At 60.1% G+C, this 23966-nt stretch carries 22 protein-coding genes; 3 read left to right on the top strand and 19 right to left on the bottom strand.

Annotated elements, in window-relative coordinates; all coding sequences use genetic code 11:
• Window positions 1–11 precede the first annotated feature (11 nt).
• The 15 genes from QMX84_RS03540 to QMX84_RS03470 all read right to left on the bottom strand — a co-directional run bounded on the left by QMX84_RS03540 (window position 12) and on the right by QMX84_RS03470 (window position 17235).
• A complete protein-coding gene (locus tag QMX84_RS03540; protein WP_048371995.1) occupies window positions 12–371 on the bottom strand; it encodes a RidA family protein in 360 nt (119 codons plus the stop codon).
• A 34-nt stretch (window positions 372–405) separates the two neighbouring features.
• Window positions 406–1440: a zinc-dependent alcohol dehydrogenase gene (locus tag QMX84_RS03535; RefSeq protein ID WP_262124713.1), complete on the bottom strand. Its 1035-nt coding sequence runs from the start codon at window positions 1438–1440 to the stop codon at window positions 406–408.
• A 103-nt stretch (window positions 1441–1543) separates the two neighbouring features.
• A complete protein-coding gene (locus QMX84_RS03530) occupies window positions 1544–2335 on the bottom strand; it encodes an IclR family transcriptional regulator (protein ID WP_048371989.1) in 792 nt (263 codons plus the stop codon).
• 81 nt (window positions 2336–2416) lie between these two features.
• Entirely contained in the window at window positions 2417–3586 is a 1170-nt protein-coding gene (locus tag QMX84_RS03525; protein ID WP_282363163.1) for an FAD-dependent oxidoreductase, read from the bottom strand.
• Window positions 3583–5064, bottom strand: coding sequence for an FAD-dependent oxidoreductase (locus QMX84_RS03520; protein ID WP_282363162.1), 1482 nt, complete (start codon window positions 5062–5064; stop codon window positions 3583–3585). Before QMX84_RS03520 ends, QMX84_RS03525 begins: the two co-directional genes overlap by 4 nt.
• Entirely contained in the window at window positions 5061–5876 is an 816-nt protein-coding gene (locus tag QMX84_RS03515) for an ABC transporter permease (RefSeq protein ID WP_282363161.1), read from the bottom strand. Before QMX84_RS03515 ends, QMX84_RS03520 begins: the two co-directional genes overlap by 4 nt.
• Before the next feature lie 4 nt (window positions 5877–5880).
• Window positions 5881–6762: an ABC transporter permease gene (locus tag QMX84_RS03510; protein ID WP_153332733.1), complete on the bottom strand. Its 882-nt coding sequence runs from the start codon at window positions 6760–6762 to the stop codon at window positions 5881–5883.
• The gene (locus QMX84_RS03505; RefSeq protein WP_153332848.1) at window positions 6759–7817 is read right to left on the bottom strand and encodes an ABC transporter ATP-binding protein; all 1059 of its coding nucleotides are present in this window, start codon (window positions 7815–7817) and stop codon (window positions 6759–6761) included. Before QMX84_RS03505 ends, QMX84_RS03510 begins: the two co-directional genes overlap by 4 nt.
• A gap of 100 nt (window positions 7818–7917) precedes the next feature.
• Entirely contained in the window at window positions 7918–8952 is a 1035-nt protein-coding gene (locus QMX84_RS03500) for an ABC transporter substrate-binding protein (RefSeq protein ID WP_153332735.1), read from the bottom strand.
• 13 nt (window positions 8953–8965) lie between these two features.
• Window positions 8966–9997 carry an ABC transporter substrate-binding protein gene (locus QMX84_RS03495; protein WP_123749281.1) on the bottom strand — a complete coding sequence of 344 codons (1032 nt, stop codon included), beginning with the start codon at window positions 9995–9997 and terminating at the stop codon, window positions 8966–8968.
• A 137-nt stretch (window positions 9998–10134) separates the two neighbouring features.
• Window positions 10135–11472 carry an FAD-binding oxidoreductase gene (locus QMX84_RS03490; RefSeq protein ID WP_282363160.1) on the bottom strand — a complete coding sequence of 446 codons (1338 nt, stop codon included), beginning with the start codon at window positions 11470–11472 and terminating at the stop codon, window positions 10135–10137.
• 280 nt (window positions 11473–11752) lie between these two features.
• Window positions 11753–14395: a TonB-dependent receptor gene (locus QMX84_RS03485; RefSeq protein ID WP_153373137.1), complete on the bottom strand. Its 2643-nt coding sequence runs from the start codon at window positions 14393–14395 to the stop codon at window positions 11753–11755.
• 114 nt (window positions 14396–14509) lie between these two features.
• Complete coding sequence (locus QMX84_RS03480; protein WP_282363159.1) at window positions 14510–15469, bottom strand: FecR domain-containing protein; 960 nt, start codon at window positions 15467–15469, stop codon at window positions 14510–14512.
• 1 nt (window position 15470) lies between these two features.
• Window positions 15471–15980, bottom strand: coding sequence for a sigma-70 family RNA polymerase sigma factor (locus tag QMX84_RS03475; RefSeq protein WP_123749284.1), 510 nt, complete (start codon window positions 15978–15980; stop codon window positions 15471–15473).
• 226 nt (window positions 15981–16206) lie between these two features.
• Window positions 16207–17235, bottom strand: a complete 1029-nt coding sequence (locus tag QMX84_RS03470; RefSeq protein WP_282363158.1) for a glycoside hydrolase family 3 N-terminal domain-containing protein — start codon at window positions 17233–17235, stop codon at window positions 16207–16209.
• Between the two features lie 119 nt (window positions 17236–17354).
• Here QMX84_RS03470 and QMX84_RS03465 point away from each other — a divergent pair, with 119 nt between their 5' ends.
• The gene (locus QMX84_RS03465) at window positions 17355–18131 is read left to right on the top strand and encodes a DeoR/GlpR family DNA-binding transcription regulator (protein ID WP_282363157.1); all 777 of its coding nucleotides are present in this window, start codon (window positions 17355–17357) and stop codon (window positions 18129–18131) included.
• Window positions 18132–18173: 42 nt separating this feature from the next.
• Here QMX84_RS03465 and QMX84_RS03460 read toward each other — a convergent pair whose 3' ends face one another.
• Window positions 18174–19055 carry a LysR family transcriptional regulator gene (locus QMX84_RS03460; RefSeq protein ID WP_282363156.1) on the bottom strand — a complete coding sequence of 294 codons (882 nt, stop codon included), beginning with the start codon at window positions 19053–19055 and terminating at the stop codon, window positions 18174–18176.
• 121 nt (window positions 19056–19176) lie between these two features.
• On the opposite strand from QMX84_RS03460, the gene QMX84_RS03455 reads away from it, so the two are divergent.
• Both QMX84_RS03455 and QMX84_RS03450 read left to right on the top strand, forming a co-directional pair.
• Window positions 19177–19740, top strand: coding sequence for a serine hydrolase domain-containing protein (locus QMX84_RS03455; RefSeq protein ID WP_282363155.1), 564 nt, complete (start codon window positions 19177–19179; stop codon window positions 19738–19740).
• A complete protein-coding gene (locus QMX84_RS03450) occupies window positions 19737–20894 on the top strand; it encodes an MFS transporter (protein WP_282363154.1) in 1158 nt (385 codons plus the stop codon). The genes QMX84_RS03455 and QMX84_RS03450 overlap by 4 nt, the downstream gene beginning before the upstream one ends.
• A 107-nt stretch (window positions 20895–21001) precedes the next feature.
• Here the strand turns inward: QMX84_RS03450 and QMX84_RS03445 are convergent, their stop codons facing one another.
• The 3 genes from QMX84_RS03445 to QMX84_RS03435 are packed head-to-tail and all read right to left on the bottom strand — an operon-like array spanning window position 21002 to window position 23942.
• The gene (locus tag QMX84_RS03445) at window positions 21002–21772 is read right to left on the bottom strand and encodes an ABC transporter ATP-binding protein (protein WP_262124696.1); all 771 of its coding nucleotides are present in this window, start codon (window positions 21770–21772) and stop codon (window positions 21002–21004) included.
• On the bottom strand, window positions 21769–22830 hold the full coding sequence (locus QMX84_RS03440) for an iron ABC transporter permease (protein WP_262124695.1): 1062 nt from the start codon (window positions 22828–22830) through the stop codon (window positions 21769–21771). The genes QMX84_RS03445 and QMX84_RS03440 overlap by 4 nt, the downstream gene beginning before the upstream one ends.
• The gene (locus tag QMX84_RS03435) at window positions 22827–23942 is read right to left on the bottom strand and encodes an ABC transporter substrate-binding protein (RefSeq protein WP_262124693.1); all 1116 of its coding nucleotides are present in this window, start codon (window positions 23940–23942) and stop codon (window positions 22827–22829) included. The genes QMX84_RS03440 and QMX84_RS03435 overlap by 4 nt, the downstream gene beginning before the upstream one ends.
• Window positions 23943–23966: the final 24 nt, after the last annotated feature.

The raw sequence follows: 23966 nt of genomic DNA, 5'->3' as shown, positions 1-23966 counted from the left end.
TATTAAATGGCTCAGGCCTTGACGGCTGCCTGCAAGGCGATTTCAACCAAAATGTTGTCGGCAGCCATATTGGCCTCGACGGTGGCGCGTGCCGGCAATGCATCCTGCGGAATCCACTCACGCCAGACCGCGTTCATGGCGGCAAAATCCTGCACGGCATGCTTGAGCCAGATCTGTGCGAACAGAATGTGTGACTTGTCCGACCCGGCTTCGGCGAGCAAGGCGTCGATCCGCGCCAGAACCTGCGCGGTCTGCCCGGCGACGTCTTGCGTGCGGTCGGCCGGGACCTGACCGGTGATGTAGACAATACCGTTGTGTACCAGCGCATGGCTGAGCAGGCCCGGATTGGGTTGCAGGCGAGTAATGGTCATGGTGCTAACTCCAGTTGAGGGTTAAAGGTTCAGGTCAGGCGATTTTCAGGACCGTGCGCCCGACCAGTTGGCCCCGGCGCATGCGTTCAAAGATGTCGTTGATGTCTTCCAGGCGCTCAAGGCTGATCTGTGCCTTGACCTGGCCACGGGCGGCAAACGCCACGGCCTCGTTAAGGTCCTGGCGGGTGCCGATATTGGAGCCGGTGATCGACAGTTCCCAGCCGCTGATGCTGGAAATGGAAGCGCGAACCGTGTCGGCATCGCCGCCTGGCAAGCCGATAAACACCGCTGTACCACCGGGGCGCAGCATCTTGATCGACTGCTCAAAAGCGGCATTGGCCGTGGCGGTCACCAACACCGCGTGCACGCCACCAGGGATTTGTTGCTTGAGTGTTGCCACCGGGTTGTCGAGGGCATTGATCAGGCACTCGGCGCCATAACTGCGGGCCAGTTCGAGCTTGTCGGGCGACACATCAATGGCCGCGACGCGCAAGCCCATGGCGATGGCGTACTGCACGGCGACGTGGCCCAGACCACCGATGCCCATGACGGCCACCCATTGCCCCGGCCGGGCCCGCGAGCGCATCAGGCCGCGATAAGTGGTGACACCCGCGCACAGAATCGGCGCCAGGGCGTACAGGTCGGCACCGGAGGGGATGCTGGCGACGAATGCCGCCGGGGCAATCATGTATTCGGCATAACCGCCCTGCTTGCTGTAGCCCGTGGATTCACGCTGCTCACAGATGGTTTCCATGCCGCCCAGGCAAAACTCGCAGGTGCCGCAGGCGCTGTACATCCAGGGCATGCCGACTGCTGTGCCGATGGCGGGCTCGGTTACGCCTGCGCCGTGGGCGGCGACATGACCGGTGATTTCATGGCCCGGTATCAGCGGCAAGGTGGGTAAGTCCGACCAGTCACCGTCCATGGCATGCAGGTCGCTGTGGCAGACGCCACAGGCAACGATGCGAATCAGGATTTCACCGGGCCCGGGGGTCGGGATTGTCACCTGTTCGATCCGCAGTGGTTCACCCACGGCGTGCAGTACGGCAGCCCTCATGGTTTGACTCATCGCTGTCTCCTTGTAGTTGGGCCCTAAAGCCGGGCAAAGCGGCACCTATACCGCGGGCCAAGCCCGCAGCAGTGCGTGTCAGGTAAAAGGATTGCCCTGGGGCTTAGCCCGCCGGGCGCAAACTGCGTGTCGCGCTGGCGATGGACCGGGCGGTGTTGATCACTTTGGGTGCCAGTTGTTTTCGGGCGTCGTCCAGGTTCCAGCGGCTGAACGGCACCGAGATGTTCACGGCCCCCAGCGGGTAACCATCGGCATTGACCACCGCCGCGGCCACGCTGATATCTCCGGCGTAATACTCTTCGAGGGCGTAGGCGTAGCCGTCGTGACGGGCCTCGGCGACGATGGCGCGCAGTTGATCAAGGTCGGTGACAGTGTTGGGGGTGTAGCCCTTGCGTTCGGAGGCGACCAGGATCGCGTCAGCCTCGTGCTCCGGCAGCGCCGCCAGATAAGCCCGGCCTGCCGAGGTGCAGTACATGGGCAGGTGGCGACCCAGCGGGATGTGAATGGCAATTTGTTTATGGCTGGGAAAACGCGCCACGTAGAGCATGTCCAGGCCGCAGGGTTCCAGCAGGTTGCAGCTCTCTTCGACATCCCGGTTCAGCTCATGCAGGTACGGGTTGGCGCGTTCGATCAGCTCACTGGTTTGCAGGTAACCGGTGCCCAGATCAAGGGATTTGGGGGCCAGGCGAAAGCGCTTGGTGACCGGGTCCTTGTACAGGTAGCCCAGCGCCTCAAGGGTGAACGCCGAACGCTGCACGGCGCTTTTGTTCAGCCCTGTCGCTTCTGCCAGTTCGATCAGGCTCATGCTTGGGCGCCCGGCGCGAAAGGCCGTCAGCAAAGACAGGCCTTTGGACAAGGCGGTAATGAAGAGTGGCGAGTCTTCCAGAGAACTCATGGTTGTTTCCTTGTGTGCCGCGAGGCATGTCAATCACGGTGCGTAAATTCGAGAGCCGGCTTGGGGCTCAAGCACGGTTGGTTATTCAAAATGACTCAATACAATACCGGGCTCTACCACGGCTTGGTTACGCTCAAAACGGTCGACGGCAAACGGGCGCATACGCTCATCCACCACGCCCTTGACGATGGCCTTGGCCAGAAATTCACCGGCGGCCGGTGCGCCGGCGTGACCGTAGCACCAGCCAGCGCTGATAAACAAACCCGGCAAGGCATTGTGTGCGCCCAGCAGCGGGCCAAAATCTTTGGATATATGCACCAGCCCGGCCCATTGCCGCAAGATACGGGCATGCCCCAGTTGAGGAAACATCTCCAGATACGCTTTGGCAGTCGCGGCCATCACCGGCACGTCGGCATTCAAGGTGTTTTGCGGGCGTTCGGCAACTTCTGCGCCACCCACCACTTCGCCGCGTGCGGTCTGGTGCATGTAACAAAGTCGGTCCAACAACGCCACGGCGGGGCCTATCAAGGGCCGCATCGGCTCCAGCGCCATGGCTTCCAGACGCATCGGGTAGCCGTCCAGCGGTACGCCGGCCAATTGCGCCAACCGGTTGCTTTCGGCACCGCCAGCCAGCACCAAGGTGTCGGTGGCAATCCGCTGTTCACCCACACGAATGCCGGTCACCCGACCGGCGCTGCGGTCGATGGCGCTGACCTCGGTGCGGTAACGAATGCTCACCCCACGCACCTCGCACGCCTGGCGATAGGCATACATGGCGGCATGGTGCGGCGCGACCCCGCTGTCGGGCAGGTGCAATGCCGCGCTGACCCGCTGGTGTGCCAGCGCCGGCAGCACCTCACGCAATTGCGCAGCGTTCAACAGGCTGGAATTGATGCCACAGGCTTTGTGCACCTCAAGGGTGCGGTCAAGCATGGCTGCGGTGCTGCTGCGCTCGCCGATCATGCTGTAACCGCGGCGCGAGTACATGACGTTCTCGCCCAGCCGCTTGGACAAGCCTTGCCACAAGTGACACGAATGGGCGAAGAAGCGCGTCCATTCCGGTGAGCTGAACGCCCCGCGAATCAACGTCCCGTTGCGACCCGAGGCGCCGCCCTGCCAATAACCGGCGTCAAACACGAGAATGTCGCGCACGCCCAATTCAGCCAGATTAAAAGCCAGCGACAGGCCCTGGATCCCCGCACCAACGATGATGATCGACGCCTGTGCAGGCAAAGGTTGTGTAGGGGTCATTGCAGAGGCTCCACAACATCGGCCAGACCGGCCGCTTGCGCGACACTCAGGGCCCGCCGTGGCGGGCGCAGGGTCGGCCTTGGCAAGGTGTGCAACGGGATCCCGCTGCGTGCGCTGACCAGCGCGCGCAGCAAGTCCCAGCAAGGTTGGCCCTGACACGGGCCCATGCCGCATGAGGTCAGGCGTTTGATCACTTCAAGATCGGTGATGCCCTGTTCAATCAAGGCCTCGACCTCATGGCAGGACACATCAAAACACGGGCACAGCAACGCCTTGTAGCGTGTACGTGCAGCCACCGGCAGCGGTTGATCAGGCTCCGCCGCCGAGCCAACCGTGCGCAGGCGGCTTTGGCGCTGCTCACGCAATTGCAGCAACCCTTCGGCGCGGCTCTGAAACGTCAGGCTGGCATCAACCAGCCACGGCCCGGCGTGAACCAGCGCGTCGCAGGCGACCGGTTTATCGAACAGTGCCGCCGACACCGCGTTGCGCCCCAGAACACGGCGCAATTCGCTTACGGCTCTAACCGCCACCACGTTGACCCCCAGCTCACGTAAACGATTGGCATGGGCGGTTTGATCGCCATTACCGACCACCACTACCCGCGCACCGGGCGCCACTGCCTGTTCGTGGGCCATGATCAACGCGGTGCGCGCGTCCATGACGCCGGGCAGCCACATATTCGGGATAACCGGCGGGCAAGCACGCCGCCCGGTGGCCAGTACCACATCATCAGCGTCGAAGGCCAAGGCGCCTTGCGCCGGGTCGTGGGGCGCACCGAGTAACAATTGCCCTTCCCGGTAAGCCCCAAACACCTCAACCCCGGTCACCTGTTGCACGCGCTCATCCAACTGCGGCTTGGGCTGGCCAGCGCTTTGCGCATAACGGCCTAGTCGATGGCCACGGGTCACCAACACCACGCTGCGCCCGGCCCGTGCCGCTTCATTGGCGGCGGCACAACCCGCAGGCCCGCCACCAATGACCAAGACGTCGCTGCTCACATACTGGCCTTGCGGCACAGCCACTTCAGCCGTTCGCTCGGCCGGTTTGGCGACGCCGGCGAGGAACGCCAGAAGCACTTCCCAGCGCTGGAACAGCGGCGAACCGCTTGGCACCAGATTGGTGTGCTCAAATCCGCCCTGCAGCCAACGGTCCGGAATCAGCCTTGACAGGCGCAGCACATCGAACGCCGGGCCCGGCCAGCAATTTTGCATCTCAACCCGCACCCCGGCAGTCACCGCCAGCAAATCCAGTCGCACATTTGGCACACCGTCGACCCTGGCCAGCACCCCGGCCACGTAGCTGCCCGAGTAGCCCAGCGGCCGATGGGATTTACGCGTCCAGGCAAGTGTCTGAACACCGTTGGCCAGCAGCGCAGCCGCCAGGCTCTCGCCCTTGCGCCCTTGCAGGGAACGGCCATTCCAGAAGAATTCAACACACTCGCTGCTGGCATGCCGCAGGCGCAGGTTGACCTCACTCATTCAACGGCCCTCCCGGCCTTGCGCTTGGCCATGATGCTGATGCACAGCATGATGATCGACAGGAATGTCATCAAGGTCGCCACCACCGCGATCAAGGGATCGATCTCTGAACGCAGCGAACTGAACATCCGCTTGGTCAGGGTCGACGTGTCGCCGCCACTGATGAACAGCGAGATCACCGCTTCATCCAGGGAAATGGCAAAGGCAAACATCGCGGCGGCAATCACCGAAAAACGGATTTGCGGCAACGTCACGTCAAAAAACGCCCGTAGCCGGGTAGCGCCGAGAATGCAGGCGGCCTGCTCCTGGGTCATGTCATAGCTGCGCAACCCGGCGCTGACGTTGATCACCACGTAAGGCAGTGCCAGCAGCGTATGCCCCAGTACCAGGCCGGGAATGGTGTTGTTCAAGTCAAGCCGGGCGTAGACAAAGAACAGGCCAATGGCGATGAAAATGGTCGGCACAATCATCGGCGCCATCAACAAGCCGCGCAGCACCCCCGAGACTTTCGACTGGGTCACGTGCAGCGAATACGCCGCCGCGGTGCCCAAGGTGGTCGCCAGCACCATCACCAGTGATGCCGTGATCAGCGAGACCTGGGTTGCGCTGCGCCATTCCAGCGAAGCGAAATACTTGAAGAACGGCTCAATGCTGAACGACTTGGGCGGAAAGCTCAGGTAGCGCGCATCCGAGAACGACATCGGGATCACGATCAAGGTGGGCAGCACCAGGAAAATCATGGTCGCCAACACCAGTACATAGAGCCAGGAGCCGCGCACCGCCGCCATCAGGTTTTGTTTTAGTCGGACCATGATTTCACTCGCTGCGCCGGCCGAGGCCCGCGCTCTTTTTGACAATGAACAAGATCAGCAATGTGGCCAACAGCAGCACCACACCCAGGGACGACGCTGCACCCCAATTGGCGTACATGGAGACGTCACTTTCGATCCGCATCGAGATCATCTGCACCTTGCCGCCGCCCAACAACGCCGGTGTGACGTAGAACCCCAAGGTGATCACAAACACCAAGGTGGCACCGGCGGCCAGCCCCGGCCCCGACAGCGGCAGAAACACATCACGGAAGGCCCGCGACGGTGACGCGCCAAACGCGGCGGCGGCCTGGCTGTAGATCGGGTCGATGCTCTTCATGGCGGCATACAGCGGCAAAATCATGAACGGCAACATGATGTGGACCATGCCAATCACCGTGCCGGTCAGGTTGTACACCAGCGGCAGCGGCGCATCGGTAATGCCCAGGCTCATCAATAAGTCATTGGCGATGCCGCGCCGCTGCAAAATGATCAGCCAGGCGTAAGTGCGCACCAGCAACGACGTCCACAGCGACACCAGCAACAGCGCCATGGCCACATTGGCCAGCCAGCGCGGCCCCTTGATCATGAAGTACGCGTAGGGGTAACCGATCAGCACGCAGGCGATGGTCACAATGATCCCGGTCTTGAAGGTCTGCACAAACGTCAGCACATAGATCGGTTCCAGCAGCCGGGTGTAGTTCTCTATGGATAATTGCCCGTCGGCATTGAACAGTGACAGCCAGAACAGCCAGCCAATCGGCAGCACGAACGTCAGCAGCACCAGAAGCAAAGCCGGCAGCCCCGAGCCGAACAAATACCAGCGCTCACGTCTTTGCGCCTTGCGCAGATCACGCGCGTTGAGCGCATCGAGAAGGTCGCTGCTCATTGATCATCTCCAACCAGCAGCGTGTCCTGTACGTGCAGGCCCAGCACCACGGCATCGCCGCGGGCAGGCAGGCGATTGCCTTCGGAACTGTTGGTGGGCCGACGAATTGCCACCGACATGCCCTCCCCCAGATCAATCTGCACCAACTGGCTTTCACCCTGGAAAATCACGTCGGCTACATGTCCGCGCAACAGGTTGTAATCGCTGGCCTCGGCCGGGACGAACTGCAGTTTTTCCGGGCGCACCACCAGGCTCGGGTTCTTTAAACCGCCGGCAACGTTGGCGCCGCGCAAGGCCCGGCCCTGAAACAGTGCCTGGCCGCCCTGCAAGGTAATCGGCAAACACGACGACTCCCCGACAAACTCCGCAATAAAGCGGTTGGCCGGGCGCTCATAGAGATTGATCGGGGTGTCGATCTGGCGAATCCGCCCTTTGCTCATGACCGCGATCCGGTCAGACATGGTCAGCGCTTCACGCTGGTCATGGGTGACGTACACCACGGTCATGCCCAGGCGCTCGTGCAGACGGCGAAGCTCCAGTTGCATGGTTTCGCGCAGGCGTTTGTCGAGGGCTGACAGCGGCTCGTCCATCAGCAGGATTTTTGGCTCGAAAACAATCGCCCGGGCCAGCGCGATGCGTTGGCGCTGACCGCCCGACATTTCGGTAATCCCGCGCTCGATCAGATGATCCAGCTCGACGGTGGCCAACGCCTGCTCGACCCGCTGACGGATGTCGGCACGTTTGTAACCGCGCAACTTCAGCGGGTAGGCGACGTTTTGAAACACGTTCATGTGCGGGAACAACGCGTAACTCTGGAACATCATGCCCACATCACGCTTGTGCGGTGGCTCGAAGATCATTTCGCGCCCGCCAAAACGGATACTGCCTGCATCCGGGCGAACGAACCCGGCCAAGGCCATCAGCAGCGTGGTCTTGCCAGAGCCGGAGGAGCCCAGCAACGACAGAAACTCACCGCTTTTGATCGATAGCGAAACATCATCCAGCGCGGCAAAACTGTCATAGGTCTTGGTCAGCTTTTCGATATCGATCGACATCGAAAGTTTGTGTTCTTCGGACATATTCACACTCGGCACATACGGACGTCAGGCGCCCTTGTTTCGTAGACGGGACGCCAGCGGCGCCCCACCCCACTGCTTAATTGGCAAGGAACAGGGCGAACCTTTGGCGAACCGCCTCCTGATTCTTGACCCACCATTCGGGTGACACCGTGACCACTTTGTCGATGTTCTGAGGCGAGGTCGGTAACCGCGCGGCCAGTTCGTCAGTAATGATCGGCAAGTCGTAGGCCTTGCTGTTGACCGGCGAGTACGGAATCAACGTGGCCAGCGTGGCCTGGCTTTCGGGCTGCATGATGTGGGCGATGAGTTTCATGGCCTGCGCCTTGTTCGCCGCGCCTTTGGGGATGATCAGGCAGTCATGGCTCAACAGCGCGCCATCAAAGCTGTAGTTGACCTTGTCACCGCTGGCCTTGACCTCGTTGACCCGGCCATTCCAGATCGCCAGAAAATCGACTTCACGGCTGCGCAACAACTGCGCCGAATCCGCGCCCGCGCTCCACCAGTTGACCACCTGGGGCTTGATCCGGTTGAGCACCTTGATCGCCCGTTCCACGTCCAGCGGGTACAAGTCTTTCGGCGCAACCCCATCACCCAACAACGCCGCTTCCATGGTCAGCCATGGCTGGCGGTACAGGGCGCGGGCCCCCTTGAACTGCGGGTCGAAGAACTGTTGCCAGTTTTTCGCCACCGGCGCGCCGGTGTCTTCGGCCCAGGCCACCACGGTGGCGTAGGCATGGCTGGCAATCCAGTGGCTGCTGACCACGGATTTGTCGACATGGGTGGCATCAATCACGCTGTAATCCAGCGGCTCGGCCAGCCCCTCCAACTGCGCCTGGGCGCACTCGGTGCTGCCCAGTTCCACCACGTCCCATTTGGGCTTGCCTGACATCACTTGGGCACGCACCGCCGCGAGGCCGTCCATGTTGTCTTCGCGGATAGTCACGCCCAGGGCCTTGGCGGCGGGTTCGAGGTAGGCTTTGCGCTCGGCGTCCTGCAAGGCCCCGCCCCAACCGGCAAAGGTCAGGGTGTCAGCCAGGGCGGCAAAGCTGGCGCCCCAACCCAAAGAAGCGATGACGGCCCCGCACAACAGGCTTTTCTTGAAACTGATCATGGTCACGGCCTTCTCAATTCTGGATGAACAGGTCGTAGCGACGTTGAACCTCAGCTTGGTGGGCTTGCCACCAGACCGGATCGAAGAACACCACCTTGTCGATATTGGCCGGAGCCGTCGGCAACGTGGCCGCCATGTCCGCAGGAATGATGCCGGTGTCGTAGGCCTTGACGTTGATCGGCGGGTTGGGGATCACGGTCACCAGGGTTGCCTGGCTTTCGGGTTTCATGATTTCGGCGATCAGTTTCATCGCCAGAGCTTTGTTCGGTGCACCTTTTGGCACCACGACGCAGTCGTAATCCAGCAAGGCATGGTCATAGGTGTAGTCCACGTTCTCACCGGACTTTTTCAACTCATCAACCCGCGACGCCCAGATGGACAGCGCGTCCACTTCGCGGCTGCGCAACAGTTGTGCAGAGTCAGTGCCGCTGCGCCACCAATTGACCACTTGTGGCTTGATGCGCTCCAGCACTTTGAACGCCCGGTCTATATCCAGCGGGTAGAGTTGCTTGGGTGAAACACCATCGGCGATCAACGCCAGTTCCAGCGTGGTGTAAGGCTGGCGGTAGAGGGAGCGTGAGGCCTTGATTGACGGGTCAAAGAACTCTTGCCAGTTCTTCGGGGTCGGGCCGGTCGCATCTTTTGCCCAGGCCAGTACGGTGGAATAGGCGTTGCTCGCGATCCAGTTTTTGCCGTAGAAGTTCGAGGCCACGCCATCGGTACTGATCACTGAATAGTCCAGTGGCTCGGTCAGCCCCTGCTCTTGGGCCAGCACGCAATCATTGGACGCCAGTTCGACAACATCCCACTTGGGCTTGCCCGACATCACTTGGGCGCGCACCGCCGCAAGGCCGTCCATGTTGTCTTCTTTGATGGTGATGCCCAGTGCTTTTTCCGCGGGCTTCAGATACGCCGTACGCTCGGCATCCTGTAGCGCTCCTCCCCAACCCGCAAAGGTGACGGTATCGGCCGCCTGTGCGTGCACGCTTGCACCGAAGGTAATGGCCAGCGCAAGACTGGCCATGGGTGTGTTGATTAATCGCATTTTCAACTCCTGAGTTTGTTGTAATTAGACAGTTGAATAAAACGCCGGCCGTGTTGGCCCGAATCACTCTTTTTATAATGAGCGCAGGCAATGTCACACCTGCACGGGTTGCTTCTTTTTCGCTGGAACCGTGGTCGTTATGAAGCGTCTTTGAATCGATACCAGGCATAGGCCATACGCTGGCCCATGCGCAAAAACGGTTGGAACGGGAAGCGCTTGGGGCATTGATGAAGAAAGTCCACCTCGGTGGGATGCGGATCGCCGGTGACCATCTGTGCAAGACGCTTGCCCACCTGCAGTGAAAATGAAACACCGCTGCCGGCATAGCCGCCCCCGGCGAACACGTTGTCCAAATCAGGCACTTTGCAGACAAATGGCAGCGAGCTTTCACTGACGGCGACCCAGCCGCCCCAGTTGTAATCGACCTGGATACCTTCGAGCATCGGGAACTTGCGGGACAAAGCGTCCTGCAGGTTTTGCCGGTGCTTCGGGCTTTCGGCTTCGCGCCCGGTAATGGCGCTGCGCCCGCCAAACAAAATGCGGTCGTCGGGCAAACGACGGTAGTAAGACAACAGATGGCGGGTATCGAACATGCACTCGCTGCCGGGCAGCGTCTGGCGCTTTTCTTCCGCGCTGAGGGGGCGCGTCACGATAATTTGCGAGTGAACCGGTAACACACGCCCCGCGGTTGCACGATTAAGCGCCGTGGAGGTGTAGCCATTGGTGGCGACCACCACCTTGCGCGCCGTGACCACGCCGCCCGGCGTCACCAGTCGGTGGCTGCCATTGGCGCTGGTCCAGTCGACCACCGGCGAACCCACGTGCACGGTGGCCCCCGCCTCACGGGCCAGGCGATGAACGCCCCAGGCCAGTTTCAACGGGTGCATGGAAAAACCGTCGGGCATGTACAGCGCGCCAAATGACTCAGCACCGCGATGCACCGCTTGCACCTGGTCGCCGTTGACCAGTTGCGCGCCATAACCCAGTACATCGTGATACAGCCCCACTTCGCGCTTGAGCGATTCAACATGCTTGGCGTTGCTGGCGACCTTGTACACGCCGTCCGGCTGCGCGTCGCAATCAATCTGGCCTTCACGGATCAGCCCACGCACGGTGTTCAGCCCGGCAGTCATCTCGGCAAAATACTGTTTCGCGGTGTGCTCGCCGTAGCGACTGATCAACTGCGCCAGCGGCACTCGCCCGCCGGAGATACGGGCAAAGCTGCCATTACGCCCACTGCACCCCCAGGCCACCTGATTGGCTTCCAGGACCACGGCGCGAATGCCGTGCTCGCGGGCCAGGTGCAACGCACAACTCAGGCCTGTGTAACCGGCGCCAATAATTGCAACGTCGACCTCAATGTCTCCCTTGAGCGGGCCGTCATCTGGCGGCGCTGTACCTGCCGTATCTACCCAGTAAGAGGACGAATGAGGCACTCCGACACCTGGGTGAGCATTGACCAGTGGATCGTACAATTTAATCTCCGTATCGCTGTGCGATATCTATAAATCATTTAATTGCAATGCTCGATCAAATAAATACAACTGTCAATTGCATTAATTGATTTTAAAACCATTAAATAATCGTGAAGACAGCGAAGCGTAGCGCTAAAAATCGCTATCTATCTGAAAGATATGTTTATTTTCGAATTTACAGACACGTACCCCCGCCGATGAGCGGGGCGTTACGCAGAGGGAGGAATGGCAGGAAAACACCAACTGTTAAAAAGGTGGCGGGTTGCCCCGCCACCGCGTATCAGAACTCGTAGCTCAAGCGGGTGTAGTAAAACGTGCCTTCGGGTGCCGCCGGTGACAGGTAGCTGTACTTCTGGCTTGGGGTTTGACGCAGGTGGCTGTCAAAGTCATCCGGTTTGCTGTTGAACAGGTTGTTGGCGCCAACCGACACGCGCAGTTGCTTGGTGAAGGCGTAGTTGACGTCCAGGTCTGTGGTCCATTGAGCGCCGAAGGTTTGATCGTATTGCGAGTCGCTGGCCTGTGCGGCGAACTTGCGGTATTCGCCATAACGGGTTTCGTTCAAGGCCACGGTCCACGGGCCGTAGCGGTGAATCGCGCCCAACACGAACTTGTCTTTGGGGTAGCCATACTCCAGGTAACCACGGCTTTCACGGGTCACGGTTTCAAAGCCGTTGGCGTTTTCGTGGACCTTCTCAATGGTGGTTTTAGCACGGGTGTAACCCGCGCTCAGTGCCAGCGAACCGTACTGTTGCAGATCAAAGTTGTACTTGCCGACGATGTCGACGCCGCGGGTACGGGTATCGACCGCGTTGGTCATGAACTGCGCCCAGGTGTACTGGCCGTAGCCTGCCTCTGTGAGAATGCGCTCGGCGTCAGGCCCGGAAATACCGCCGCTGAACAACAGTCGATCACGGATGGAGATCTGGTACGCATCGATGGTCACAGAGGCTTGGTCAACAGGACGCAGCACCAGCCCCAGCGAGTAGTTGGTCGACTTCTCAGGCTTGAGCTGTTCTGCGCCGAGAGCACGGGCAGCCGGGTTATCGGACGGCAAGATGCGTGTCAGCACCGGGTTGCCATTGGCATCGACGTTGGTGGTGGTGGTCCACGAGGTGCCGATCTGGCCCAGTGTCGGTGCGCGATAAGCGTTGTTGACGGTGGCACGTAACCCGACCTTGGGCGTGAAGTCATACCGCGCCGACAATTTGCCCGTGGTGGCCGAACCAAAATCCGAGTAATGCTCGGTCCGCGCCGCCAAGCCCAGTTGCAGCTTCTCTGTGAGCTGGTTTTCCAGACCGAAATACACCCCGGCAACATCCCGCGAGTAAGTCCCGGCATCGTCCGGGGTCAGGCCTGAGGCCTGTACGCCACCCACTTGCACGCCGTCGATTCCGCCAAACGAATAAGAGTCGGAATCACCCGACTCCAGGCGATAGCGCTCGTTGCGGTAGGCGATCCCGGCCGAGATGTTCAGCGGGTTGGTCAGCCAGTTCACGGGCAAGTCTTTGACGTAGTCCAGACCGACGTTGGTTTGTTCGTTGATCAGCGTCGCAATCTGGAATTTGGTCGGGCTGGCGATGCCAAAACTGGGGTTGAGGGTGTTGTAGGCCAGTTCGTCATGTTCGTCGCGACCATAGGTGGCGCTTAAATCAAAGCGGCCCAGGGTGTCGTCTTCATACCGGGTGCCGACCGTCAGTGCACCATCTTCATAGCGGTAGCGATATTTCGGAATGGTCCCGTTCGGGTAGATCTCAGTGACGTTGTTCGGGTTGTTGGCCAGCAGCTTGGGGGTGTTGTTGACCGATTTGTCCTGACCGAACGTGGCGAAGCTGTAGAGGCGCCATTGATCGTTGAGGCCGATTTCGGCATTCGCCGCCAGGTTGTATTTATCACGCCCTGCACCGCCCCAGCGCGGGTCTTGCACTTGACCATCGGCGAAATACTTGTCGCCGATATCGTCCGGTTTATTGTTCAGCGCGTTAAAGCTGACGGTCAGAAAGCCGTCCCCCGGCAGTCCCAGGCCGTACCAGCCATCAGCGGTTTTGCTGAAGCCGTCACCCTGAGAAAACTTGCCCAATTGAGTGTTGATTTGCCCGCCGCTGTCGCGCTCTTTGAGCACGATGTTGATCACCCCGGCAATCGCATCCGAACCGTATTGTGCAGAGGCACCGTCACGCAGCACCTCGACGTGGTCGATGGCGCTGATCGGGATCATGTCCAGGTCGACAGACTGCGCACCAATAAATGGCACACCGCCCGACAAGTTCACCACTGCCGAGGCATGCCGACGCTTGCCGTTGATCAACACCAGCGTTTCGTCCGGGGACAGCCCGCGCAAAGAAGCGCCTTTAGGGTCCTGGCCACGGGTTGCGCTCTGGTTTTGCGGAAAGTTGAACGAGGGCAGCAACTGGAACAGTGCCTGGTTGAGGGTCACGGCGCCGGTCTGCACCAACTCTTCGCTGTTGATCACGTCCACGGGGGCGCTGCTGCTCAAGGCCGTGGCGTTGGCGCGCCGAGTGCCGATGGCGACCACCCGGTCCAGGGCTGTGGTGGGCGCAGCGTCCTGGGCCTGGGTCCCGGCTTTGTTAGCGCTGGCCGCGCCCTCTTTGATGATAAACGCCCCGTCCGGGCTGACTTGCAGCTGCAAACCGGTGCCGCGCAGGGCCTCGCCAACGGCCTGCTCCGCCGACAACGAACCATTGATCGCCGCCGACGAATAACGGCTCAGTTGCGGGGTAAACGAAATGACTTGTCCGCTCTGGCGGCTGATGTTCAGCAGCACTTCATCCAGCGGGCCGGAGGCAATGTGGTAGACCTGGCGGGCTTCTTCGGCCGCATAGGCGCAGGTCAGGAACAGGCTCGCCAGAGGCCCTATGGCAAAAGCCCGTAGCTGGCGACGTGAAAAGGTGTTGGACGCGCTCAAGGTGACTCTCCCTAAATCTCTGAACAGCGCTGCTCCCCGCAGCGCTTACGGGAGAGGTGTGGATTGGCGCAGAGAAAACTTGCAGATCGTTTGGTTATGTCCTTAGAACTGCGTTTAAGCGGAGGTGACGGTGACCCAATAATCGCTGCGACGCAGCACCTGGATCGGCAAGGTTCGCGCCAATGTGTCGAGCACCTGTTCGGTTTTATCCAGCCGAAACATGCCGCTGACGCGCAACTCGGCAACCGCAGGGTCGATGCGCAGTACACCGCCGCGATAAGGCCGCAAGGCCTCGATAATCTGTGCCAGCGGCACATCCCGCACTTCGAGCAAACCATCGACCCACGCGGCGGCACCCAGGCTCATCACGCGCACAGGGCTAAACCCGTAGCGGTCATAAGAGACCTCATGCCCGGTTTGCAGTTGCAGGGTTTCCAGCCCCTGGCGAGCGATCTGCAGCGCGCCTTTGAGCGCCACCACCAGCCCCTGCCCTTCGCGTTCACGTACGGTCAAGTCACTGCCCAGCACGTGGATCAACGCCTGCGGCGTCACCAGTTGAAAAGGCATTGTCGGATTAGTGGCGACCTTGACTCGCAGCTCCCCATCAAGCAATCGGACGATCCGGTGCGGGCCGCTGAAATCCAGATCGACCGCGCTTTTGGCGTTCAAAAACAGCTCGCTGCCATCAGGCAAACTCACCGTACGCCGTTCAGCGGTGCCGGTTGAAACGTCCGCCGTCAGTTCCCCCAGCGTGGTGCGCTGGCTGACCAACAAGCTGGCACCCAACGCCACACCGGTACAGGCCAGCGCGCCCTGCAATAGTTTGCGACGGCTGGTGCCAGGGGTACTCAGGGCCTGTTGCAGCACCTTGCCGCTGACCCCTTGGGCAATCGGCACCTTAAAAACTCCCAGACGGGTTTCCAGTTGCGCACAGAGTTGTTCATGCCGAGGGTCTTGCGCGCGCCACTGCCGGTAGGCCTGCCAATCAGCCTCGTTGGCATGGCCTGAACGCAGCAATACAATCCAGCGAGTCGCGTTGTCGATCACGTCGTCGTGTTGGTTTTCGATGTTCATGTCATTCCAGGCAAGCCCGCAGGCAGCGATTGACTGCCTTGGTCATGTAGTCACTGACCGAGCGTTGGGAAATGCCCAATTCAGCGGCAATTTCAGGGTAAGTCAGGCCATTGACCTGAGACAGCAAAAAGGTGGCCTTGACCTTGGCCGGCAAGCCATCCAGCAACTGGTCAATGCATTGCAACGCCTCAATCATCTGCGCCAGGTCTTCGGGCGAAGGGGCTTCGTACACGTCATCCAGTTGCAGGGCATCGAGATAAGCCCGTTCCAGATCGCGACGGCGCCATAGCTGATACATCAAGCGCTGGGCAATGGTGGTCAACAACGCACGGGGTTGGCGAATCGGCACCACGCCCGGCGAAGTCAGCAACTGGACAAATGTATCGGCGGCAATGTCTTCAGCGTGGGCGCTGGAGTCGAGGTGGCGGCGCAAGCGTGTGCACAGCCATTGGTAATGACTGCGGAATAATCCGCCCACGTATTCACTGTGAGAAGTGTCGGCGCCGGACATGGAGACTCCAATCAGGGTGAGATGCGCTGTGTGTCCGGTGTACCGGCGGGGCAATGCTATCAAAAGGCGTTATTCGCTAATAATACTTAAAATGTATTTTTATATGACTTTTAGGAATATTAAGTTCAGGCCTTTTGAGACTGCGAGACACGTCACATCCCACCTGAATACAGATGGATATTTCGGCCTCATTGCTATGTGTGACGAGCGAGCAATTTCTTGCAAATTATTTGATCAACGGCTCAGATTGCTGCGATTTGGCAACTGCTCGCACCTTGGACGAGGCCGCCAGCAACACCTGACGCTCCAGCGTTCCTTCATCCACTGCGCTGACGATCGCCTCGGCAATGGCATCGAGCCCTGACTCGCTGGACACCAGCAACAAATGCGCACCCGCCGCCAGCGATGCCACGGCCGTATCGGTCAAGGTATTGCCCCGCAGGATGGACACTGCGTCCAGGTCATCTGAAATGATCAGCCCGTCGAACCCCAGCGTGTCACGCAACAAGGCAATAACCTTGGCCGATGTCGAGGCCGACTGGTCCGGGTCAATAGCCGGGAACACCGCCGGGCCGGGCATGACCGCTTGCACGCCAGCACCAATCACTTGCCGGAACACCTGGAGGTTGTCGTCAAGCAACTCCAGCGGGCCGTGCACGGTGGCCAGGGCAATGGCCGGGTCATGCTCAATGGCGTAGTGACCCGGAAAATGTTTAGCCGTGGCAATGACCCCGGCGCGCTGAACCCCACGGATAAAGGCACAGGAAATTCGACTGACCTGTGCCGGGTCGTCCCCCAAATGCCGGTTAAGCAACCAAGGATTGATGCCAGTCACCACATCGACAATCGGCGCGAGGAACAGATTGACACCCAGGCAGCGCGCGACTGAGGCCATTTCATAGCAGCGCTGTTCAATCGCCTCGGCACTCAGGTCATTGAGTTGCGCCCTTGAAGGAATGGCCGGAACCAATTGGTGCAGGCGCTCGATGCCACCGAGTTCTTGATCCACCGCGATCAACACCGGCCCACCGGCCAATGCCGAGACGTGTTGAGTCAGGCTGGCCAATTTGGTTTGCGTCTCGGCGTCGCGACGCGCCTGGGTCATGGCCCTGCCGATGTACTCATCCCGTGTTTCACCCAACAACACCGAGACGCCACCACGGCTTAAATGGCGACGGACAGGCTCATCCAGATTCAAATCGCCGATGGCGGGCAACAATACCGAATACGCAGCCCGCAGCAGTTCACCTGACATTACGACTCCTTAACCGCTGTTTGACGCGTGACGAGCCGCCACGCATGATACCGATCACCTTCGAGCAAAAAACCAATCATCAATGCTCGTTTATGCTCAATTTAAACAGGATTCAACGGATGTCAATGCTCACTCATGAGAGTTTCCCCGGAGAGCGACAAACCCTGATCGCCCAACGGCTGGCGACTCACGGCCGGGTGGTGGCTGGGGAGCTGGCTCAGGAATTTAACGTTTCCGAGCACTCAATCCGTCGAGATCTCGCGGCGCTGGCGCAAGCAGGGCTGTGTAAACGGGTGTACGGAGGGGCCATTTCATTGGCGCCTGAGCGACCTGTGAAGGACAGACAAACCCAACACATCGAGCGCAAAAGCTCGCTGGGCCAGGCGGCAGCGACGCTGATCAAAGCGGGCCAGCACGTGTTTATCGATGGCGGTACCACCAATGCCTGCATAACGAGCGCAATCGATCACAATATTGCAGTTTGCGTCACCACCAATTCGCCCGCCATTGCCCTGCAACTGGACACACTGCCGTTGGCCGAAGTCATCTTGCTGGGTGGGCGCCTGGACAAAACCTCAGGCAACATCCATGGCCTGAGCGCGATTCAACAATTGGCCCATTTCAATTTCGATCTGTGCTTTTTAGGCGCCTGCGCGATTGATGCCAGCAAGGGCGTGACTGCGTTCAACATGGACGAAGCAGAGTTCAAGCGGGCTGTCGTGTCGCGAAGCGGGCAAATTGTGGTGGCCGTGACCAATGAAAAGCTGTCCAGCATTGCCCACTACCACGTGGCCGCCTGCGAAGAGTTGAGTGTGCTGGTGGTGGAACATGACGCCCCGGCAGAACGGCTGGAGCCTATTCAAGCCAAGGTCTCGACAGTTGTGATCGCGATCTGAGGTCAAGAGATCGCGTGGAGCTGCTGCAGCCTGCGATCTTTATCAAGCTATCCGCGCACAGAGAAAATCCACCAGCGCCCGCACTTTGGGCGACGGGTGTTTGCTCGCGGGCCAGAGCACATAAAACACCCCGCGGTGCTCCACATAATCTTCCAGAATCAGTTGCAGGTGGCCATCGGCCAAGGGCTCGCGGATGGCGAACTCCGGCAGATAAGTGACGCCCAATCCTTGCAGTGCAAAACACACGCGGGTTTCGACGTTGTTGCAGATCATCGAGGTGGGCAGTTGCAGTTCGGGCTCGCCAGGGGCTTGGCGCAACGCCCATGTTTCGAGCTTGCCGCTGTTGGGCCAGCGATAGTGCATGCAGGTGTGCTGCAACAGATCAGCCGGGACCTGCGGCGTGCCCCGCAGTGCCAAATAATCCGGTGAAGCCACCACCTGCATGGCGAATGAACCCAAACGACGGGCCGACAATCTTGAATCGACGGGGTTGCCAATGCGCACCACGGCATCAAAACCTTCTTCGATGACGTCAACCCTGCGGTCAGTAAAATCCAGGTCCAGCTCAATCTCGGGGTAGGCGCGCATAAATTCGCCGAGCACCGGCAACACCAGCGAGCTGACCATCGGCAGGCTCACCCGCAGGCGACCGCGCGGTGCCGAAGAGGCTTGTGACAGTTCCTGCTGGGCTGCTTCGATCTCAGCGAGGATGCGTCGGCTGCGCTCCAGAAACAACGCACCTTCCGCGGTCAATGTAACGCTGCGGGTGCTGCGATGAAAAAGCCGCACACCGAGCTTTTCTTCGAGCCGCGCTACGCTTTTACCGACCGCCGAGGCAGACACCCCCAACAGTCGCCCCGCCGCCACGAAGCTGCGGGTTTCAGCGACCTGAACAAAGACCACGAAGCCATTCAGGCTGTCCATTGCATCCCTCGTCGTTTGATTGCGGACATTCAAGTCCGCACATCAAGGAACTGTATCCAGCTTTTTCTTTAATCTCGACCTTTCTATTGTCAGGCCACGACTTATTTAACCAGGAGTGACCATGACCGCCTTCACCTATCCCCTGCCCCAAGGCGTTATCTCGGCGCAGCTATCTGAACGTATCCAGACCGTTGTCCAGCAGGCGCTGGATAACCAACGGCTGTATGCCCGGGCGGGCGTCTCCTACGGCATGGACGCTTCGAGCATTAGCCTGGAAGAAAACTTGCGCCGCATTGCCAGCGTACCATTGCTGTTTGAGCCCGGTACTCAATGGCGCTATTCACTGGCCACCGATGTCCTCGGTGCCTTGGTTGCGCGCATTAAAGGGGTGCCGTTGGGCGACGCTATCCAGCAATTGGTGACAGGGCCATTGGCCATGCTCGATACCAGTTTTACCGCACATGATCCACAGCGAGTAGCCACCGCCTACGTTAATGGCCTGCCACCGCATCGACTTGGCGAGGGTGAATGTGTGCCAGTGGTTGAAGACACCGCAGGCATTGATTACAGCCCTGAGCTCATCTTCGATGCGGGCGCTTTCCCTTTAGCAGGCGCTGGCATGTCCGGGCGCTTCGTCAGCGATCTGCGCGATGCGGTCTACGGTGGTCTGGCGGTGCGTCCATGAGCCCAAGCGCAGTCCTGACTAAGACCGAACGCCTGCCATTGGCCCCGCTGTTGGCACTGGCCATGACCGCTTTTATCATCATCCTAACCGAAGCCTTGCCCGCCGGGCTGCTGCCACAAATGGCCGAAGGCCTGGCGGTTTCCGAGGCGTGGGTGGGCCAGACCGTGACGATCTACGCCATCGGCTCGCTGCTGGCGGCCATTCCGTTGACTGCCGCCACGCAAAGCATGCGCAGGCGCCCATTACTGCTGATGGCGATTGCCGGTTTTGTGGTGGCCAACACCGTGACGACGCTGTCTACCAGTTATGCGCTGACGATGCTGGCGCGCTTTCTTGCAGGCATGTCGGCTGGGTTATTGTGGGCACTGCTGGCGGGTTATGCCGCACGCATGGTGCCGCCCCATCAACAAGGTCGGGCGATTGCCGTAGCAATGGTCGGCACCCCGCTGGCCCTGTCGCTGGGTGTTCCGGCGGGCACGTTCCTGGGGGCGTTGATGGGTTGGCGCATCTGCTTTGCGATCATGAGCGGGCTGGCCGTGCTGCTGATGCTCTGGGTGCGTCTGAAAGTGCCGGACTTCGCCGGGCAAGCTCAGGAAAAACGACTGCCGTTGCGTCAGGTATTCCAGTTACCCGGCGTACGTTCGGTGTTGTTCGTGGTGCTGGCTTTTGTCCTGGCGCACAACATTCTCTATACCTATATCGCGCCGTTCCTGGGCGCGGCAGGCATGGCCGAGCGTACGGGCCTGGTGCTGTTGGTGTTTGGCCTGACGTCCCTGCTGGGCATTTGGCTGATCGGCGTCTTGATCGACCGTCACCTGCGCATGCTGACACTAACCAGCATTGCCGTTTTTGCCCTTGCCGCCCTGGCATTGGGCCTTGCAGGCAAGGTGCCGGGCATTGTTTACCTCGCGGTGGGTGCTTGGGGGTTGGCCTTCGGTGGCGCCGCCACCCTGTTTCAAACCGCCATGGCCAAGGCCGCCGCCTGCGCGACAGACGTCGCTCAATCCATGCTGGTAACCGCCTGGAATACCGCCATTGCAGGCGGCGGGATTCTCGGCGGCGTGTTGCTGGAGCAACTGGGTGTCAGCGCCTTCGCCCCGGTGGTGCTGGTGCTGTTGGTGGCGAGCTTTTGGGTGGTGTTGAAGAGCACATAACTACCCTGATAACGGTAGGAGCGAGCTTGCCTCGCGATCTTTTGATTTTTTAAAAGATCGCGAGACAAGCTCGCTCCTACAGGACCTTTAAATCCATAAGTTATTTATTAGACGGGGCAATCCACCAGCACTTGCAGGGTCTGTTGCGAGCAGCGCTCGACCCGTGCCTTGACGCCGTACACATCGGCAAACAATTGCGGGGTCAGTACATTCTCTGCTGCCCCAAAGCCCATGATTTGCCCGTCTCGCAACACGGCGATAGTATCGGCATAACGCGCCGCCAGGCTGATGTCATGCATTACGATTACCGCGATCAATTGGTGCTGGCGAACCATGTCACGCACGCATTCCATCACCCGCAACTGGTAGCTCAGGTCCAGCGCGCTGGTGGGTTCGTCCAGCAGCATGACGCTCGGACGACGCGCAATCAGTTGCCCCAAGCTGACCAGTTGCCGCTGCCCGCCCGAGAGCGCATTGAGCATGCGATCCGCCAGATGTTCGATGCCAATGCGCTGCAAGGCGGCATACGCCTGTTCAAGGTAATCACCGCCGCTGCCACCCACGCGCAAGGCCGCCATGACACTTTCGATCACACTGAGCCCCAGCCCCGGCGGCAGGTGTTGCGGCATGTAAGTGATAAGTCGCGCACGCTCCGACACCGACATCGTCGCCAATTGCCGAGCTTGCAGGCTGACCGTACCCTGCATGCGCTCAAGCCCTGCCAGGCCGCGTAGCAACGTGGATTTGCCGGCACCATTGGGCCCGATCAACGCGGTGAGAGTGCCGGGTTGCAGCTCGGGCAATGACGCATCTGCAATCACCACGCGACGGCCATAAGTCACCTGAGCATGGCTGATCACTAAGCCTTGAGCACTCATAGCTGCCGACCCCGCTTGAACACCAGCGCCACAAAAATCGGCACGCCCACCAAAGCGGTGACAATGCCGACCGGCACGATCACCCCCGGCATGATGATTTTGCTGACCACCGAGGACAGTGACAGCAAGAGTGCCCCCACCAGCGCGCTGGCCGGGAATAGAAAGCGCTGGTCTTCACCAATCAAAATGCGCGCAATGTGCGGGCCTACCAGGCCGATAAAGCCAATGGTCCCAACAAAGGCCACCGCCGTCGCCGACAGCAAGCTGATGCGCAGCAGCGAGAAAAACCGCAGCCGACGCACGTCAACGCCAAAGCTTTGCGCGCGGTCCTCACCCATGCGCAACAAGGTCATGCGCGAAGACGCGTGCAGCGAAAACGGCAAGATCAGCGCCAGCACCACAGCGAGAATGCTCAGTTTGTCCCAATTGGCCCGTGCGACGCTGCCCAGGCTCCAGAACACCAACTGTTGCAGCACATCTTCGGTGGCCAACAACTGCAACAGCGCCACCAAAGCGTTACAACTGAACACCAGGGCAATGCCGAACAGCACCAGGGCTTCGACCCCGGCGCCTCTTAATCGCGACATGCCATGCAGCAAAAACATTGAGCCGCAGGCAAACACGAAGGCGGACAACGCGACGATGGAATCGCGGCTCAATAAAGCGCTGCTGACCGGAAAAACAATGATCAGCGAAGCGCCCAGCGCCGCCGCCGACGACACACCCAGGGTAAAGGGGCTGGCCAGGGGGTTATTGAGGATGGCCTGCATTTCTGCACCGGCCAGTGACAGCGCAGCGCCCACCAGCACCGCCATCAGCGCGTAAGGCAAGCGCACATTCCAGATGATCACCCGGTCGGTCACAGCCAGGTTTTGCGGGTGCAACAGGCCGTCGACCAAAGCCCCAAGGGTCATCCCCGAAGAGCCGGTCGACAGATCAAGCAACACCGCCGCGACCAAGGCAATACCGATGCCCACCAACAAGCCGACCCGTCGCGCCAGCAGACGCCGGTAGCCGTGGCTGGCAGCGGCCACGGCAGGGTTCAGGTGCGCGGTCATTTCGGCTCACTGATCCAGTATTGGCCTGCCAGCGGCATGCCGAGGAACTGCTGGTTGATTTGCTCCAGCGTGTGCTCCGGGTCAAGGGAGGCAAACTTCTCGGGGTGTATCCACTTGGCCATGGCCTCTATTGCCAGGATGTTGTACGGCGAGTTGTAAAAGTCATGCCACAAGCCATGTACATTGCCTTCGCGAATCGCCCGCAGTTGGGCGAACTCAGGGCGGCTCAGCACCTGCTTGAGCGACGCCTGGGCCGTGGCCTGGTCAATGCCTGCGCCCATCATCACGCCCGGTTTTTGATTGCCGGTAAGGATGTAAATGTCCGGATCAGCCTTGAGCGCGTATTCAACACTGATATCGCCCAGTGCACCGGGCACCACTCCAGCGGCAATATTGCGGCCGCCCACCAGGTTGATCAGTTCGCCCATGCCGCCTTTGCCCGTGGTATGCCCAGGGTTGGCCCAAACCCCGGCCAGCAGTTCAAGAAACACGCTAGGGCGTTTGCTGTCGTCGATTACGCCCAAGGTTTCGGTGATGTGGTCAATATGCTGCTGGTAGAAATCCAGGAAAGCTTGAGCTTGCGCTTCACGCCCCAATGCCTTGCCCAGTGCGGTCATGCTGTCATGGGTGCCCTGTACCGGGTTGACCCGAAAATCCACAAACAGCACCGGGATACCGGCTTTTTCGAGAATATCGGCCACCGGACTATGCTCGGTCGGGCCATGCCCGGAGATGCTGAACACCGCCAGGTCCGGCTTCAGCGAGAGGATTTCCTCGGCGCTGACGCTCTGCTCCGAGGCCTGGCCAATCAGCGGAATGTCTTTGACCTCGGGGAACTTCGCCACGTAAGCGGCGTAGGTATTGGGGTCAAGTTTGCGCAGGTCGTTCTGCCAGCCCACGACACGCTTAAAAGGCTGATCGCGGTCAAGAATCGCCAGCGTCGAAATCAATCGACCCTCGCCCAGCACCACCCGCTGCACATGTTCCGGCACGTCGACCACCCGACCCAGCACGTCGGTGACGTCTTTGGCCCAGGCCGACGACACCATGCCGAACCCGCCCACAATGAACACCGCCAGCAATGACCACACGCGTGAAAACGATTTGGACACGATTAATCTCCCACTAAATGAAGG

This window comes from Pseudomonas sp. PS01297 (assembly GCF_029959305.1).
Taxonomy (GTDB): domain Bacteria; phylum Pseudomonadota; class Gammaproteobacteria; order Pseudomonadales; family Pseudomonadaceae; genus Aquipseudomonas; species Aquipseudomonas helleri.
This window is presented reverse-complemented; position numbering and strand designations above follow the sequence as displayed.